We start from the raw sequence: 16,020 nt of genomic DNA on the forward strand, positions 1-16,020 counted from the left end.
CACATCTTTGCCGGGCTGGGGATGAACGGGTCAGGAGGCGGACTTGACCGTGATCTCGGCGATGTTGGAACGGCTCTGGCCGTTGACCTGACCGAGGGTCGACACCCAGACCAGCAGGTTCGACGTCGGCGAGGCGTTCTCCACCTTGATGGTGTTGGACCCGGGCTTGAGCTGAGTGGCCGGCGTCAGCACCGTGGTGTCGGACAGCGACGACGGATTCGGCGATGCCGCGGAGCGGATCTCCACGGACGTGCCGGTGCTGTCGAGGTCGATGTCGACCTCGCCGACCTTGGTGGCCTGCGGCAGTTGCAGCATCAGCCCGACGCCGTTCTTGAAGTTGGGGAAGGGCACCGGGTCGGTGTAGGTGTCGATCGGCCACGCCGTCGACTTGTCGCCGTCGATCGCCTTACCCGCCTCGGACGGCGCGTCGGCTTCGCCTTCCGGCGAAAAGACAGTCACTGCAGTGGGTTTGACGACATTGCCGCTACCGCCACCGCCTCCATCAGCCGATTCCGAGGTGGTCGGGTCGTTGAGGCCGAGCCGGTCGCCGCCGAGGCCGTCACCGACGTCACCGAAGATCCGGCTCAGCACCGTCGCCAGAACCACCAGCGCAACCACGACGATCGCGCCGCCCACGCCCAGCCCGATCATCAGGGCCTTGCGTCGCCGCGCCTCGGTCTCCGGGTCGGTGGCGGCCCCGAGTCCCGGTGCGCCGGAGCGGTCGGGTTCGTCGACGGGGGAGATCAGCTCGGTGCGATCGGCGATCGCCGTCGCCTGCTGCAGCAGGTTCAACAAGGTGGGCGCGCTGCGGATCCCGCCACCCTCCTGGACGGCACGCGCAGCCGCCGCGGAGATCTGGAACGGGATCTGGCGGTCAATGGCGCGCGGTTCGATCGGCTGCCCGGCCGAGTCGAGGTCGGCGGGGGCCAGGCCACTGCGGACACCGTGTTCGGGCAGCGGCCACCGGTTGACCAGCAGCGCGTACAGCGCCGCCCCGATTCCGCGGATGTCGTCCTCGGGTGCCGCGTCGGGCAGGGTCGCGGGGAAGGCCAGCGCAACGTCGCCCTCGATGCTGACGCGGACGCGGCCCGGGTGGTCGATCGACAGCGCGACCCCCGCGCGGTGCGCGGCCTCGGCGGCCGCGGCGAGCGACTGCATGGCCCTGGCCCCGCCGATGGGGGAGGGAGAGGTGTTGGCCACCTCCACCAGTGAGCCGCCCCGGATCCATTCCGCGACCACCAGACCACCGGACCCGGTGTTGACGACGTCGAGCACCCGGGCCACGCCGGGCATGTCGATGCTGCTCAGCTTGCGGGTGCGGGTCAGGATCTCACGCAGCGTCTCATCGGACAACGTGTTGTCCGGGTCGACGAACGTCAGCGCCACCTGGCGGTCGAGCGCGGTGTCGAGCGCCTGCCAGAACTGCAGCGTGGGCGGGCCTCCGTGAAACACCAGCAGCCGGTATCTGCCGCCGCCGACTACCGCGCCGGGGATGAGATGGACGTCCTCGTCCGAGGTCGCGGCCTCGATGGCGGGTTCACGGGGCGCGTCGAAGGCGAGGGGCTCCCGAGAGGGATCACCGCCGTAATCGGACGGCGGCCGACCCGACACAGGAAGCCGCGTCGTGCCGTTCTCGGCGGCCAGTTCGGTGGTCTCTCCGGGGTCGGGCACGTCGGGCCGCAGGTCGTCGGCGACGACGTCGGGCTGACCGCTGGGGAGCTTGGCGGTGGCGGTGCTGTCGGGTGCGGGCGCGGAGCCGCTTGCGGATTCGTCGCTCACCGCTGGTCCTTTCCGCGTCCGGTCCCTGGCAACTAGGTCGGGTGGTCCGCGCCGGACCGCCGGCGAGCTGTGCCGACGTCCCGACAGGGACGAATTCCTCTGATCAGGGTACGTGAGTGAGGTGCGCGTCCGTGGCCGGTCGGCGGCCGCGGTGGCCGACGCGGCTACTGACCCGTCGGCCGGGTCGGGGCGGGACCGGGCGCCGAGGCGGCGGCGGACGGCCTCGAGTGCCGCCTGGGCTTCCGGCACGCGTGCGCCCAGCAGAACCCCGACGATGACCGGCACCATGATCAAACCGAGCGCGAGCAGCCGCAGCAGCGAGCCGCCGCCGCCCCAGTTCCGCGTCAGGGCCTCCAGCCCGAACAACTGATCGGCGACCTGGCCGACCATTGCGGCCAGCAGTGAGGCGGCGATGGTGACCAGCACGGTGCGCACCACCTGCAGGTCGAGCAGGCGGCCACCGGGCGGGTCGAGGTTGGCCCGCAGCAGGAAGTAGCCGACCACCGCGCCGGCCAGGAAGCCCAGCCCGTTGGCCGTGCCGAGATAGCCGGCCACCAGATCGGGGTCGTCGGTGAGGTGCGGCGCGATCAGCGAAGCGATGATCTTCACGGTCGTGATGACGATGATCAGCAGGATCGGCGTCCACGGCTGCTGGCGGGCGTAGAACACCCGAAGTTGAAGCAGCACAAGCGCGTAGGGGATCAGCGTGAATGCCGACAGGGTGATCGCCATGCCGAGGTAGTTGGCGTCGACCTCGCCGAAGTTGCCGTAGGCGAACAGCGCACTGCCGATCGCGGGGCCGCCGACCGTCATCAGCGCCACGATCGGGATGAGCGTCACCATCGTCAGCCGCGTCGCCAGCGAGAGGTCGTTGAGCACCGCGCGCTGGTCGTTGGAGGCGGCGTTACGGCTCAGCCGCGGCATGACGACCGTCAGCACCGTCACGCCGATCATGCCGAACGGCAGCTGCAGCACCAGCCAGGTGTAGTTGTATATCGCGGGTCCGGAAGCCGCGGCGCCGCTAGCGATTCGGTTCCCGACGATCAGGCCGATCTGGCTGATCAGGACGTACAGCACCATCGCCGACGCCATGGCGCCGAACTGCTTCATCCGGTCGTCGACACCCCACAGCGGGCGCAGGCTGATGCGTTCGCGGCGGATCGCCACCAGCAGCACCAGGACCTGCGTGACCGTGCCGAGCGTCATGCCGATGCCCAGCACGAGCAGTTTGGCGTTGCCCATCTTCACCGGGTCGACCGAGAGTTCGCCGGGGACAATCAGATACACGCCGAGCGTCACGATGGCGACGACGTTGTTGCACACCGGTGCCCACGCGGGAGGCCCGAACACGTTGCGGGTGTTGAGGATTGCCATGAACACCGACGACAAGCCGTAGAACAGCACCTGGGGCAGCAGCAGGTAGGCGAACGCGGTGGTGAGATCGCGGTTGACCTCTGGATCGCCGCCGAGCATGAGGTTGACGAGCATGGGCGCAGATGCGATCGACAACGCGGTGATGATCAACAGCAGGGTCGTCGCAAGCGTCACGAGGCGGCGGATGAAGGCCGTGCCGTTGTCGGGGTCGTCGCGTTCGGCGCGAGCCAGCACGGGCACGAAGATCGCGGTGAAGGTCGCCTCGAGGACGAGCGCCGCGATCAGGTTCGGCAACTGGTAGGCGACCGAGAAGGCGCTGGTGAGCGCGGCGCCCAGGATGGTCGCGAGCAGGACGATGCGGGCGAACCCGGTGAGGCGGCTGACCAGCGTCGCCACCGCCATGCCCCACGATCGCGACACCACCGCCGCGTCGGACAGCTCTTCGCGGCCGGCGCGGCGCCGGAGGGCCGGGCCGCGGCTGAGGCGGGGCGGAGGCTCGCGCCGTGGCCTGCCCGGCCGGCGAGCGACATGCCCGGGCGGTGGTGGCCGCCGCGGTGGCGGCGCCGGCGGGTGTGGCGGCCCGGGGGCGTTCATCCGCCACCGTCCCGGTTGCCGGTGCTCCTGCGTCCGGCTCGGCTCAGGGGTGCGTCGGCGGGGTCGTCGTCGTAGCGCAGCGCGACTTCGAGCGGGTCGGGCCGGTCGAGGTCGGCGGGGTCGGGTTGACCGCGGAATCGGTGCCACAGCCGACGGCCGGCGAGCAGAACCAGGACCGCACCCGCCGAGAGCGTGATGAAGAAGAGCACCTTGCCGTACGCGTTGGAGTGCACGGACAACCGCACGGGTTCGCCGAGCGGCAGACCGTCGGCGGTGCGCAGCGCGACGTCGACGGCGAACCGCTGGGTGAAATGCACCTCGATCGGCACCCGCAACGGGAGGTAGCCCGGCGGAAGGACGATCTCGCCCATGTCGGTGACCGTCATCCCCGGAGGCGCGTCGACGTCGAGGCGGACCCGGATCGGCACCGGCAGGTCGTTGCGCAGGGCGAGCGGCAGGGGGCTGCGCTCGGTCGCCAGCGTGTAGGCGCCCCCGGGGTTGACGATCGTGACCGCCCCGAAGATGTCGTCGACGGTGTGGCCGACCGTCGTGAGCCGTTGTTGGGCGAGGCCGTTGCGGGTATCGGGGGGCACCGACTGGCTCAGCGCGCGCAGCATGTCCTCGCGCAGCGGCGCGGTGTAGCCGTATCCGGTCAGTCCGGTGCGTTCGTCGGTGGTCAGCGCCGCGGTCAGTCCCCACAGCCGTCCCGTGACCCCGGCGATACCGGAGACGACGGCGTCGTCGAACCGGGCGTCCGGATCACCGAGCTCGTCATCGGGCATCGGGGCCATGTCGTCGGGCGGCACCGCGCTGGCCTCGCCGATCACCACGGGCAGCGGACGCGGCTGCGCCAGACCGGCGTTGATCGCGGTGGACACGGCGCGGAACACGGCGCCGGCGTCGTCGGGTCCGAGGCTCCACGCCAGCGGTGGCATCAGGATCTGGGTGCGCGGCGCGACATCGGGGTTGAGGCCGCGCCACAGCACGGCACCGAGCGCGTCCTGGCGGCGGGCCACCGCCGAATCGTGCTGTAGCGGGATGCCGAGCGACGGGTCCAGGTAACCAGGGGTCACGGGCTCGGCGCCCGCGCCGGCGAGCGCTGCGCCGACGGACGGATCGAAGGGCGCCGCGACGACCTGCGGCGTGAACCGCACCGGCGCGGTGTCCGGGCCTTCGGTGCCGGTGCCGTCGTCCGACCCGGACTCGGCGGGTGCGATGGCGATGGTCTGCCCGCCTTGATCGGACAGCAGGCTCACCGCGGGACCGGTCAGCGGGCCGTCCCCGACAAGGCCGGCGCCCCGGACCGAGGTGACCCCGAGTATCTGGTCGACGATGTCGCCCGCGGAGGTGGTCGCGATCCGGCTGAGCCCGGCGTCGCCGACGCGGCGCAGCGCGTCGAGGTCGGCCTGCGCATACGTGGTGGAGGCGACGCACATGCCCTTCGCCAGCTCCCTGAGCCGGTTCAGCCACGCCACTGCGGCGTCCTGCCCGGCGCCGGGCCGGGTGGGGGTGCCGGGTCCTGCGTCGGGACCGTTGTTGACGACGTATCCGCCCGTCATCGCGTTGACGGTGACCAGGAGGTCCGGGTCGATCGCGAGGCAGGTCGCCGCGCGGACCCGACCGTCGGGGTCGACCTGCGGGCTGGTAGCGAACTCGACGGCCGACAACAGCGTGTCCAGGCGACCGCCTGCGGTCAGAGAGGTGGCCAGATCGTCGTCGATCAGGCGGACCGGGGTGGTCCCGCCCGGTGCGCCGGCGGCCAGACGGGGCCGGTCGGCAATCGGCCACAGCAGCGTCATCTGGACTGGTTTGGACGTGTCGGGTGCGGCGACCGCCGTCGCATCGTCCGCGGACTCGGCGCCCGGATCGGGTGGCACGCCGATCACCGGCAGCAGGAAGCGGGCGTCGTCGAGGCGGGCGGGCGCGCCGTAGTCGGGTGTGCCGTTGACATTGACCATCACCGGATAGACGCCCGGTTGGTCGATGCTCAGCGACGGTCGGTCGACCGACCGCAACGGATAGGACAGGGTGAACGGAAGCTCTTGTCCGCGAGGGAGTTCCGGGGAGAGCTGGACGAAATCGCCCACCGGCTCGAACTGGTCGACGTCACCGGTGAGGTTGGTCCGCAGGCCGGTGGAGGTGGTCACCGCGGCGGCATCCTCCAGCCGCACGACCACATCCCGCACCGGCCGGTCGCCGACGTTTTGGACGACACCGGTCACGGTGACCACGGGTTCGCTGGTGGTGGTCACCACGTCGGGGCTGACGCGGTCGACGCGTACCCGCAGGAACGGTGTCGACTCGGGCTGGCTCGCCGCGGGTCCGGCCACGATGACCGGCAGGGCGCTCAGCGCAAGCACGATGAGCGCGGCCAGCGCGCGCGGCAGCGCTGCGGCGGTCACGAGCCCTGTCCGCAACCGTTCGTCCGTCGGCCGGGCTGCGTTTTGCCCCACTCGTCCCCCTGCCCTTCGGGCGGGTGGTGCCCCCAGCGCTCGGCCCCTGGGGACGGTTGTGCGCGTTCGTCGGAACGGCGGTTACGGGTATGCGAATGCGTCTGAGGGCGACGCCGCGGCGACGACCGCGGGATCGGCGGCAGCGCGGAGGGGCCGTGGGCGTGCAGCTTGTCGATCAGCTCGCCGGCGACCTCGGCGAGGCGGCGTTCGTCGGCGTAGGCCAGCCGCGACGGCAGCTCCTTGAGCGGCACCCACGCGACCTCGGTGACCTCGACGTCCTCGTCGGAGAGTTCGCCGCCGAGGAAACGCATCAGGTAGTGGTGCACGGTCTTGTGCACACGGCGGCCCTCGGTGACGAACCAGTAGTCGATGCTGCCCAGCGCGGCGAGCACGCTGCCCTGCACGCCGGTCTCCTCGGCGACCTCACGGACCGCGGTCTGCTCGGCCGTCTCGCCCATCTCGATATGGCCCTTGGGCAGTGACCACAGCATGCGGCCGCGCCGGTCGATACGGCCGATCAACGCCGCGACCTGGCTCTCCTTGGGGCCGTCGATACCATCGATGACCAGGCCGCCCGCCGACGTCTCGTGCACGGTGCGCAGCCGATCCGGCGGCCGGCGCGGGCGCGACTTCTTGGACTGGGCGCCGCCCTTGTTTCCGTTGACCGCGGCGGCGTCGTTCTTGGCGGTGGGTTTGTTGGCGTGTCCGCCCGGACGGGGCTGTGGAACGGGGCGGTTGAGCGGTTGCGCCGATTGCTCGGGAGCGGTCTCTGGAGGACCTGCCGCGCGTCGGCCGCGACGTCGCCCCCGGCGCCGTCGTGGTTTGGCCTGTTCGCCGTCCGACACCCAAGCGATAGTAGCTGCCACGCATTTTCGCCCCCGCCGCACTCACCGGTCGTGATAGAGCCGTTGCACATTTGTGTGAGTCCGCGGCCCGGGGGCCGCTTGATCGTCGCCTGACTAGGTTCGACTGTCAGCCTCTCCCCCTACGCCCTCCGGGCGGGGGCGGTACCCCCACAACGCGGCCCAGGGGCCGCTTGATCGTCGCCTGACTAGGCTGTCCGAACGTGCCGCCCTCCACCGACGCCGAACTGCTTGCCACCGCGCAAGTGGAACTGAACCGCCACGGCGAGGTGCTGCGCGAACTCGGCCGGCTGTTCGCTGACGCCGGCCACGAGTTGTATCTCGTCGGCGGCAGCGTCCGAAACGCGCTCCTGGGTCGTGAGCTGACCGATCTCGACTTCACGACCGACGCCCGTCCCGAGCAGATGCAGCAGTTGCTGCGGCCGTGGGCCGACGCGTTGTGGGACACCGGCATCGAGTTCGGCACCCTCGGCGTCGGCAAGGGCGACGAGCGCCTCGAGATCACCACCTACCGCGCCGATACCTATGACCAGGTGTCCCGCAATCCCGAGGTGCGCTTCGGCGACAACCTCGACGACGACCTGGTGCGACGCGACTTCACCGCCAACGCGATGGCCGTGCGCATCACCGCCGACGGCCCCGCCGAGTTCCACGACCCCCTCGACGGGCTCGCGGCGCTGCGCGCGAAGGTGCTCGACACCCCCGCTGAACCCGAGGTGTCCTTCGGCGATGACCCATTGCGCATGCTGCGCGCCGCGCGCTTCGTCTCGCAGCTGGAGTTCACCGTGGCGCCGCGTGTGGTCACCGCGCTGGTGGCGATGGCCCCGCAGTTGGGCCGCATCACCGCCGAGCGGGTCGCCGCCGAACTCGACAAACTGCTGCTCGGCGCCGATCCGGTCGCAGGCGTCGACCTGATGGTGCAGTCCGGCATGGGCGACGTGGTGCTGCCCGAGGTCGGCGCGATGCGCATGGCGATCGACGAACACCACCAGCACAAGGACGTCTACTGGCATTCGCTGACCGTGCTGCGCCAGGCGATCGCGCTCGAGGACGACGGACCCGATCTGGTGCTGCGCTGGGCGGCACTGCTGCACGACATCGGCAAGCCCGCCACCCGCAAGCACGAACCCGACGGCGGCGTCAGCTTCCACCACCACGAGGTCGTCGGCGCGAAGATGGCGCGCAAGCGGCTGCGCGCGCTCAAGTACTCCAAGCAGATGATCGACGACGTGTCGCAGCTGGTCTACCTGCACCTGCGATTCCACGGGTACGGCGGCGGCAAGTGGACCGATTCGGCGGTGCGTCGCTACGTGACCGACGCCGGGCCGCTGCTGTCGCGGTTGCACAAGCTCGTGCGCGCCGACTGCACCACCCGCAACAAGCGCCGCGCTGCCCGGCTCCAGGCCAACTACGACGACCTCGAGAACCGGATCGCCGAACTCGCCGAGAAAGAGGATCTCGCGCGGGTGCGGCCCGACCTCAACGGCAACGAGATCATGGAGATCCTCGGCATCCCCGCCGGCCCCCAGGTCGGCCAGGCATGGCAGTACCTCAAGGAGCTGCGCCTCGACCGCGGCCCGCTGTCGCGCGAGGAGGCGGTCGAAGAACTGCTGGCGTGGTGGAACGCCAAGGGTGGCCAGTAACCCGCACGGAACCGACCGGCGGGCTGGTGCGTCCGATCAGGCATGGACTACTGCCTGGGTGACGGCGACGGCTCCGCGACGATCTGGTCCGCGACGCCCGATCTGGACGTCGACGGTAACGGCGCGTTCGACGCGGTCGGGATCGACTTCGACGGTGACGGTCTGCTCGACGACGCGATGGCCGATCTCGACGCCGACGGTGTGGCCGACCATCTGGTGCGCGACCATGCCGACGCCGCAACCTATTTCACCGACGACGGCACCGGAACGTGGGCGGTCAGCGTGGAGCGGGGGCTGCGCTGGTTCGGGCTCGACGGTGTCGAGCAGTTCGGGGGGCCGCTGGTCGACCTCGACGCCGACGGCCAGACCGACGACCGCCTGACCGACAGTGACGGCGACGGGCTGGCCGACCGCGCGCTTGCAGGCGAGGACGCCTATGTCGACGCCGACGCCGACGGTGCATGGGACATCAAGCTGACCGATAGCGACGGCGACGGGCTGGCCGACTCGGCCGCAGAACTCTCATCCCATGCCTTCGAGTAGCTGCTTGGCGTCGCGCAGGTCGGCCGTGTCGAAGCCTTCGGTGAACCAGCTGTAGATCGGCTCGAGGAGTTTGCGCGCTTCGTCGCGCCGTCCGTCCGCCTCCCACATACGGCTCATACTGGTCGCCGCGCGCAGCTCCCACGACTTGGCTTGCTGATCGCGTGCTACGGCCAGCGCCGCCTCGAAGCACCGCTCGGCCTGCGGTGGATCGGGCCGGCCTTGCTTCAGCAGGAGTTCACCGCGAATGCGATGTACTTCTGCGGCGTAAAGGCGCTCGTCGTTGCGTCGGACCCATTCCTCGGCTTCGTCAAGGGCGGCCATGCCATTCTCGATTTCGCCTGCAGCGCCGTAGGCTTCCGCCAACAGCGCCAGATACCAGGGCCACACCGCACCCATCCGCATCGCCCGACGACGGTCCATCGCCTCGCGGATGTCGGCGATTCCCGCGGCCACCTCCCCCTGCTGCACGCGCGCCCAACCGCGCGGAAGCAGACACCAAAGCATCATCGCCTGCGACTGTTGCTCGGTGGAGACGCGCAGCGCCTCCTGGGCCAACGCATGCGCTTTCTCGGGCTCACGGCGAAGCTGTGCCAGCTTGGCGGCGAACAGGAGTGCGATGGCGATGCTGTATGGGTGCTGGAGTTCCTCGCCATGAGCCACCGTCCGAGCGATGGCTTCGCTCGCTTCGGCCGGATAGCCAAGAACCCAGCTGGACAGCGAATCGAGGTAACCGCACACGATGCCGGGATTCTGGTTATAAGCGGCGATACCCGCCAGGTGCTGATCGGGGTTGTAGTACGCCAGGCCCCTACGGCTGTGGACGCGAACATCCACGACGTCGCCCTGCCACCATGCGGAGTAAGCCACCATCCAATGGGCCGCTGCCAAGGCAAGCGCATCACCATGTGGCTCGGCCAGTTTCAGGAACTCGTCGGATAACTCGCGCGCTTCCGGGAGCTGCCCGCGAAGAATCCTGGCGTAAGCCAAGCCCGAGAGCGCGGGGAACGACGCTGAGGTATTACCCAGCTGGCGCGCCAACTCGTAGGCACGGGCGTGCACGTGCTCCACCGAATGGGGGCCCGTCAGGATGCTCTGTGCGGGACCCAGTACCTGCTGCAGGGACAGTTCGACGGAGGCTCGGCGTGGCGTGTCGGAAAGCGTCGCGACCAACTGCAGTCCGCGGCTGGCGTGGTTCACCGCTTCTTGGCTGGCATGGCGGCCGAGTGCGCGTTTGGCTGCTGCCAGCCAGTAGGGAACGGCTTGTTCGGTCAGACCGGCCTCGGTGTAGTGCCGGGCGAGCAACTCGGGCTGCGTCTCGACAATCTCTGGGAAGGCGGATTCGATTGCAGCGGCGATCCGTTGGTGATGCTGCTGCCGGGTGCCTTTCAGTAGCGACTGGTAGGCCGCGTCCTGAACGAGCGCGTGCTTGAACCGGTACGTCGCTTGCGGGGGAGCGCCCTGTTGATAAAGGAACTCGGCAGCGACCAATTGTGCGAGACCCGCTTGGAGAACGTGTTCGGGCCACGGGGACACGGCCGCCAACAAGGTGTAGCTGAACTCACGGCCGATCACCGCGCCGAACTGCGCCAACGACTTGGTGGCCGAGAGACGATCCAGGCGCGCCATCAGCGAGTCGTGCAAGGTGTTGGGGACAGCCAACGGTGCGACCGGGCCGGCCAACTCGAACCGGTCCGCGCGCTCGGTGAGCAGGCCCGATTCGAGCACCGTCTTGGTGAGCTCTTCGACGAACAGGGGAACCCCATCGGTCTTCGCCGCCACATCGGCGACGATCTCGCGGGGCAGGGGCTTCCCGCGGGCCACCCGACCGATCATCTCGACGGCTTCGTCGGTACCCAAGCGAGCCAAATCGATCCGGGTCATGTCCGGGCGATCGGTCCAGGGATCGCGGAACTCGGGACGACACGTGAACACCGCGAGCACCCGGACGTCGGGGATCTGGTCGGTGAACATCGTCAAGAACTCGACGGTCGTCGGGTCAACCCAGTGCAGATCCTCGACGATGAAGAGCACCGGTTGCGTGGCGGCGCGGCGACGAAGAATCGACTGAAGCGCCAGCATCGTCTGCTGCTTCTGCAGGTCGGGCGGGAGATCGGGGAATGTCGCATCCTCGGGCGGCGGAATGGAGAGCATCGCGCAGAGGTGGGGGAGGGCATCGTCGAGCGGTAAGCCGCTGGCATTGAAGAACGCTTCGAGCTTGTGGCGTTTGTCGTCGACCGTCTCGGGCCGCTCGAAGCGAAGCACCACCCGTTCGAAGAGATCGATGAAGGGATAGAACGCGGTGTCCCGGTGATACGGCGATGCCTGGCACGCGGTCACCCAGGCGTCTTGGTCGGCTACCCGTTGGGTAAGGGCATGGACCAACCGCGATTTGCCGATACCCGGCTCTCCTGTGATCAGCACGACACGGCCACTGCCGGCACGCGTTGCGGCCCAAAGTCTTTCGAGCAGGCTCACTTCGGCGGTCCGTCCGACCATCGGTGTCAGTTCGGTCGCGCTGACCGCCTCGAGCCTTGTGCGGGCGCTCGTTTCGTGAAGGACGTGGTAGGTCTCCAGTGGCGTCGCTACGCCCTTGAGAGCGGGCGTCCCGAGGGGTCGGCAGGCGAAGTAGCCGCCGACGAGATCGTGGGTCAACGGACCGATCACCAGTGTGTTCGGCTCGGCTACGCTCTGCAGCCTGGCAGCGATGTTAGGGGTATCGCCGAGTGCCATCAGTTCGTGTCGGTTCTTTCCGACGACTTCGCCGACCACGACGAGCCCGGTGTGGCAGCCGAGACGGATCGCCAACTCGACGTTGTGCCGGCTCCGGAGGCGGGTGTTGAGCGAGGCGACCGCCTCGACCATGCCCAGCCCGGCCCGCACCGCCCGCTGCGCGTCGTCCTCGTGCGCCTGCGGGTAGCCGAAGAAGACCAACAGACCGTCACCGAGGTACTGGGCGATGTAACCGTCGAACCCTTCGATCACGGCCCCGCACGTCGCGTAGTACTCGCGCATCACGTCGCGCAGGTCCTCGGGATCCAACTGCCGCGACAACGGGGTTGAGTCCACAAGGTCGCAGAACAGGACCGTCAGTTGCCGCCGCTCCGCATCTGTCGACGCGCTGTCGCCATCGCGCCAGACGAGACCTTGGCCGTCCTCCTCGACTCGGTCGGCGTAGGCATAGCGGAGTTCGGCGAGCAACGTGTCCAGACGGTCGTCCGCCAGGCCGTACTGCTCCCGCAGGGCGCGGTATGAAACCCGTCCCCGCTCTCGAAGATGCTCGAGCACGTCGTCGAGCAGTTCATAGAAATCCATGACCGTCCCCGGACCGGGCACCTCAATCGTGCGGCGATCGATCGGCGAATGGAGAGACTTCGACAAAAACGGGGCATTAGCCGCGGCCGATCCCCGGCGGGCCCGCGAACGCTTGCGCGATGCCCAACCACTCGTCGGCGTCTCCACCGTCGGCGTGCACATCGAGTCGCGATCGCGGTCGCCGCTGAGTCACCAGCATGCAGAAGTCCTCCGCCGAACCGGTGACGCGCTGGGTCGCGTCCTCGGGACCCCACGACCACGTCGAGCCGTCGGGTGCGCGCAACTCGACGCGGAACGGTTCGGCGGGCGGCTGTCGACCGTTGATCACGAACGAGAAGTCGCGGGTGCGCACGCCGATGTGAGCGATCGAGCGCAAACGCGCGGTGGGCGGCCGGTGCACACCGAGCGCGTCGGCGACGTCGAGGCCGTGCGCCCAGGTCTCCATCAGCCGGGCCGTCGCCATCGACGCGGCGCTCATCGGCGGGCCGAACCACGGCAGCTTGCGTCCGTCGGCGACGGTCAGCAGTTCGTCGTGCAGCCGGGTCCGGGTGGTGCGCCAATCGGCGAGCAGTTCGGGTGGCGGCGTGGCCGCCAACTCCTCGGCGGCCGCGTCGACGAAGCCGGTCGGGTTCCTGCCCGCCTCCTCGAGGAGGTCGCCGAACGCGGCCTCGTCGGTGACCGCTGTGAGCGCGACGCGGTCGGTCCACAGCAGGTGCGCGATCTGATGGGCGATCGTCCAACCCTCCGCGGGTGTGGACTCTGCCCACCGCGCAGCCGGAAGCTCGGCGACGATGGCGTCGAGGTCGTCGCTCTCGGCGCGCAGTTCGGCCACCACCGGCGCGGCACCTGCCATGCCGGTCACCTTAACCCGGAGTCGGCGTCCGTCTGGCGATTGTCGCGTGCGCGGCCAAACCCCCGAGATACACGGCGACACCGGCCAGGGCGAGCGCCGGTTGGTGTCCGTCCGGCGGAATCACGCTCGCCGCCAACGCGATTGCGGCGATGAACGTCATCCAGAACAGCGAGTCCTGCACGGTGAACACGTGCCCGCGCAACGCGTCGTCGACGTCGACCTGCATGGCGTTGTCCGCGCACAGCTTGACCACCTGACCGGCCATGCCGAGGAAGAAGCCGCACGCCACCATCATCGCCAGCTGCAGCCCGGAACCGATGAGCTGAATTAGAGCCGCAAAGGCCAACGAGCCGTTGGCCGTGGCGTAGCGCCCCCAGCGCCGCACGGCGACCGGCATGACGGCGGCGGCGATGAAAGATCCCGCTCCTGTCGCCGCGACGAACAACACCGCGGTGCCCAACCCGGCGACCTCGTGAGCGTCGGTGTGCCGCACCATCACCAGCACCAGCAGGGTGTTGAGGCCGAACACGACCCGGTGGGCCGCTAGCCCCGTCAGCGTCGCCGCGACGGCCGGCACGGCCAACACGGTCCGGATGCCGTGCACCCAACCGAGGGCGACGGCGTAGACCACGGAGCCGTGCACCGCACGTGCGCTGTCGTCGGGACCGAGCAGGTGCGGCGGGAAGCGCCACGCCAGCCACAGCGCCAGCGCCACCGGAACGGCCGCGATCAGGATGATCGCCGCGGCGCCGGCGTCGTCGGCGCCGAACAGCCACCGCGGCAGCAGCATGAAATTCGCACCGAGGAACGCCGCCGCCGCGCCGGTCGCGATCGCGACGGAGTTCATCGCCACCACTTGATCTCTCGGCACGACGTGCGGCAGCGCCGCCGACAACCCGGACGAGACGAAGCGGGTGAACCCGTTGACGATCAGGGCGCAGCACAGGATCGCCAGATCGCCCGAGCCGGATTCGAGCAGTTGCGCGACGGCGAGCACCAGCACCAGCCGGCCCGCATTCGCCGCGACGAGCACCAGCCGGCGGTCCCACCGGTCAAGCAGCGCACCGGCAAACGGGCCGAGCAGCGAGTAGGGAAGAAACAGCACCGCGAACGCGCCGGCGATCGCCCAGGGCTCAGCGGCGCGCTGCGGATTGAACAGGATCGCGCCGGCCAGCCCCGCCGAGAACAGCCCGTCACCGAACTGGCTCACCAGCCGTAGTTCCAGCAGTCGCCGAAACTCGGGCAGGCCGCGCACCGACCGCCAGACGGCGACGGGCGCGCGGAAATCGGGCATGGGGGATCACGTTCCTCGAAAAGCGGGGGATCGGACCGCATCCACAGTACAAATATCGCGGCGGCGTCGCGCTTGTCCGCCATGACGGGGGCGCCCGGTGCCATGATGGACGCGTGGCGCAGTCAGAAGACCCGGAGGATTTCATCGCTCCTGCCGCGCCGCGCGTGCGGGCGGGAACGCTGCTGCTGGCCAACACCGACCTGTTGGAGCCGACGTTTCGGCGCAGCGTCATCTACATCGTCGAGCACAACGACGGCGGCACGCTCGGCGTGGTGCTGAACCGGGCGAGCGAGACGGCGGTCTACAACGTGTTGCCGCAGTGGGCGAAGCTGGCTGCCAAACCGAAGACGATGTTCATCGGCGGACCCGTCAAACGGGATGCGGCGCTGTGTCTGGCGACTCTGCGGGTGGGTATGGAGGCCGCCGACGCCCCCGGCCTGCGCCACGTCCAGGGCCGGATGGTGATGGTCGATCTGGACGCCGATCCCGACTCGATCGCGCCCGTGGTCGAAGGCATCCGGATCTTCGCCGGCTATTCGGGGTGGACGATCGGCCAGCTCGAGGGCGAGATTGAACGCGACGACTGGATCGTGCTGTCGGCGTTACCGTCCGACGTCCTGGTCGAACCGCGGGTCGATCTCTGGTCGCGGGTGCTGCGCAGGCAACCGCTGCCGCTGTCGCTGCTCGCAACGCATCCGATCGACGTCAGCCGCAACTAGTCGTCAGCTGCACGACAGCGTGCAGGTGGCGCATGCGCCGCCGCATCCGCCCGAGGTGGTGGTGGCCGCCTCTTGAGTAGCGACCAGCTTGGCGCTCTGCCAGCATCCGGCTCCGACGGTCCCCAGCGCCCCGATCACGCACACCGCCAGTGCGACGACGGCGGTGCCGGGGTCGGCGACCAGCGCCACCGCACCGCCTGCCGCGAGCATCGCGGCCGCCGCCAGTTGGGTGGGCGCCACCGACCGCAACACGGTCCGCACGGGATCGCCCGAATGCGGGCGGCGCAGCAGCCAGGCGCCGATCGCGGCGGTGGCGCCGGCTGCGCACAGACAGAGAACCGCGGCGATGAGCATGGGGCTCAGGATAACGAGACCCGTGCCGCGGCCAGAGTTTGGGACGTCCCCCGGGCGCCAGGCTTCGCCCGGGGGACGGGCCTAACCCGGCAGGCCCGGCTGGGTTCCCAGCGCGGTCGCGCTCGGGAACTGCGGGGCGGCCGGAGCCGTCACTGCGGACGGCGGGTTGGACACCGGCGATGCCGCGCCGGGAGCGGCCGGGGGAGTGGCACCGGGGGGCCCAGTGCGGTCCCTCCCGC

General features: G+C 69.7%; 10 protein-coding genes. 3 read left to right on the forward strand and 7 right to left on the reverse strand.

Annotation, left to right across the window (positions count from 1 at the left end):
• Window positions 1-30: 30 nt before the first annotated feature.
• The 3 genes from murJ to A5650_RS16285 are packed head-to-tail and all read right to left on the reverse strand — an operon-like array spanning window position 31 to window position 7,045.
• Window positions 31-3,747, reverse strand: coding sequence for a murein biosynthesis integral membrane protein MurJ (gene murJ, locus A5650_RS16275; protein WP_082950788.1), 3,717 nt, complete (start codon window positions 3,745-3,747; stop codon window positions 31-33).
• Window positions 3,744-6,149: a hypothetical protein gene (locus A5650_RS16280; protein ID WP_231992634.1), complete on the reverse strand. Its 2,406-nt coding sequence runs from the start codon at window positions 6,147-6,149 to the stop codon at window positions 3,744-3,746. Before A5650_RS16280 ends, murJ begins: the two co-directional genes overlap by 4 nt.
• Window positions 6,146-7,045, reverse strand: coding sequence for an NUDIX hydrolase (locus tag A5650_RS16285; RefSeq protein ID WP_082950789.1), 900 nt, complete (start codon window positions 7,043-7,045; stop codon window positions 6,146-6,148). The genes A5650_RS16280 and A5650_RS16285 overlap by 4 nt, the downstream gene beginning before the upstream one ends.
• Window positions 7,046-7,266: 221 nt before the next feature.
• On the opposite strand from A5650_RS16285, the gene A5650_RS16290 reads away from it, so the two are divergent.
• Together A5650_RS16290 and A5650_RS16295 are read left to right on the forward strand one after the other, a co-directional pair.
• Window positions 7,267-8,706 (forward strand): CCA tRNA nucleotidyltransferase, encoded by a 1,440-nt coding sequence (locus A5650_RS16290; protein WP_067293483.1) that lies wholly within the window; start codon window positions 7,267-7,269, stop codon window positions 8,704-8,706.
• A gap of 42 nt (window positions 8,707-8,748) precedes the next feature.
• Window positions 8,749-9,249, forward strand: coding sequence for a pullulanase (locus A5650_RS16295; RefSeq protein ID WP_067293486.1), 501 nt, complete (start codon window positions 8,749-8,751; stop codon window positions 9,247-9,249).
• Here the strand turns inward: A5650_RS16295 and A5650_RS16300 are convergent.
• The 3 genes from A5650_RS16300 to A5650_RS16310 form a co-directional block, all read right to left on the reverse strand.
• Entirely contained in the window at window positions 9,229-12,561 is a 3,333-nt protein-coding gene (locus tag A5650_RS16300) for an AAA family ATPase (RefSeq protein WP_197501892.1), read from the reverse strand. The genes A5650_RS16295 and A5650_RS16300 overlap by 21 nt on opposite strands.
• Before the next feature lie 76 nt (window positions 12,562-12,637).
• Window positions 12,638-13,414: a TIGR03084 family metal-binding protein gene (locus A5650_RS16305; RefSeq protein WP_067293522.1), complete on the reverse strand. Its 777-nt coding sequence runs from the start codon at window positions 13,412-13,414 to the stop codon at window positions 12,638-12,640.
• 10 nt (window positions 13,415-13,424) lie between these two features.
• Window positions 13,425-14,708 carry an MFS transporter gene (locus tag A5650_RS16310; RefSeq protein WP_067293493.1) on the reverse strand — a complete coding sequence of 428 codons (1,284 nt, stop codon included), beginning with the start codon at window positions 14,706-14,708 and terminating at the stop codon, window positions 13,425-13,427.
• Window positions 14,709-14,821: 113 nt separating this feature from the next.
• Between A5650_RS16310 and A5650_RS16315 the strand changes: the two genes are divergently transcribed.
• Window positions 14,822-15,427, forward strand: coding sequence for a YqgE/AlgH family protein (locus A5650_RS16315; RefSeq protein WP_067084826.1), 606 nt, complete (start codon window positions 14,822-14,824; stop codon window positions 15,425-15,427).
• 3 nt (window positions 15,428-15,430) lie between these two features.
• Here the strand turns inward: A5650_RS16315 and A5650_RS16320 are convergent, their stop codons facing one another.
• Window positions 15,431-15,781, reverse strand: a complete 351-nt coding sequence (locus A5650_RS16320) for a hypothetical protein (protein ID WP_067293497.1) — start codon at window positions 15,779-15,781, stop codon at window positions 15,431-15,433.
• Window positions 15,782-16,020: the final 239 nt, after the last annotated feature.

It is taken from the genome of Mycobacterium sp. 1164985.4 (assembly GCF_001668575.1).
GTDB lineage: Bacteria > Actinomycetota > Actinomycetes > Mycobacteriales > Mycobacteriaceae > Mycobacterium.

Coding starts and splice junctions, on each gene's coding strand:
- A5650_RS16310 (WP_067293493.1), bottom strand. CDS start 14,708: ATGCCCGATTTCCGCGCGCCCGTCGCCGTCTGGCGGTCGGTGCGCGGC.
- A5650_RS16295 (WP_067293486.1), top strand. CDS start 8,749: ATGGACTACTGCCTGGGTGACGGCGACGGCTCCGCGACGATCTGGTCC.
- murJ (WP_082950788.1), bottom strand. CDS start 3,747: ATGAACGCCCCCGGGCCGCCACACCCGCCGGCGCCGCCACCGCGGCGG.
- A5650_RS16305 (WP_067293522.1), bottom strand. CDS start 13,414: ATGGCAGGTGCCGCGCCGGTGGTGGCCGAACTGCGCGCCGAGAGCGAC.
- A5650_RS16320 (WP_067293497.1), bottom strand. CDS start 15,781: ATGCTCATCGCCGCGGTTCTCTGTCTGTGCGCAGCCGGCGCCACCGCC.
- A5650_RS16300 (WP_197501892.1), bottom strand. CDS start 12,561: ATGGATTTCTATGAACTGCTCGACGACGTGCTCGAGCATCTTCGAGAG.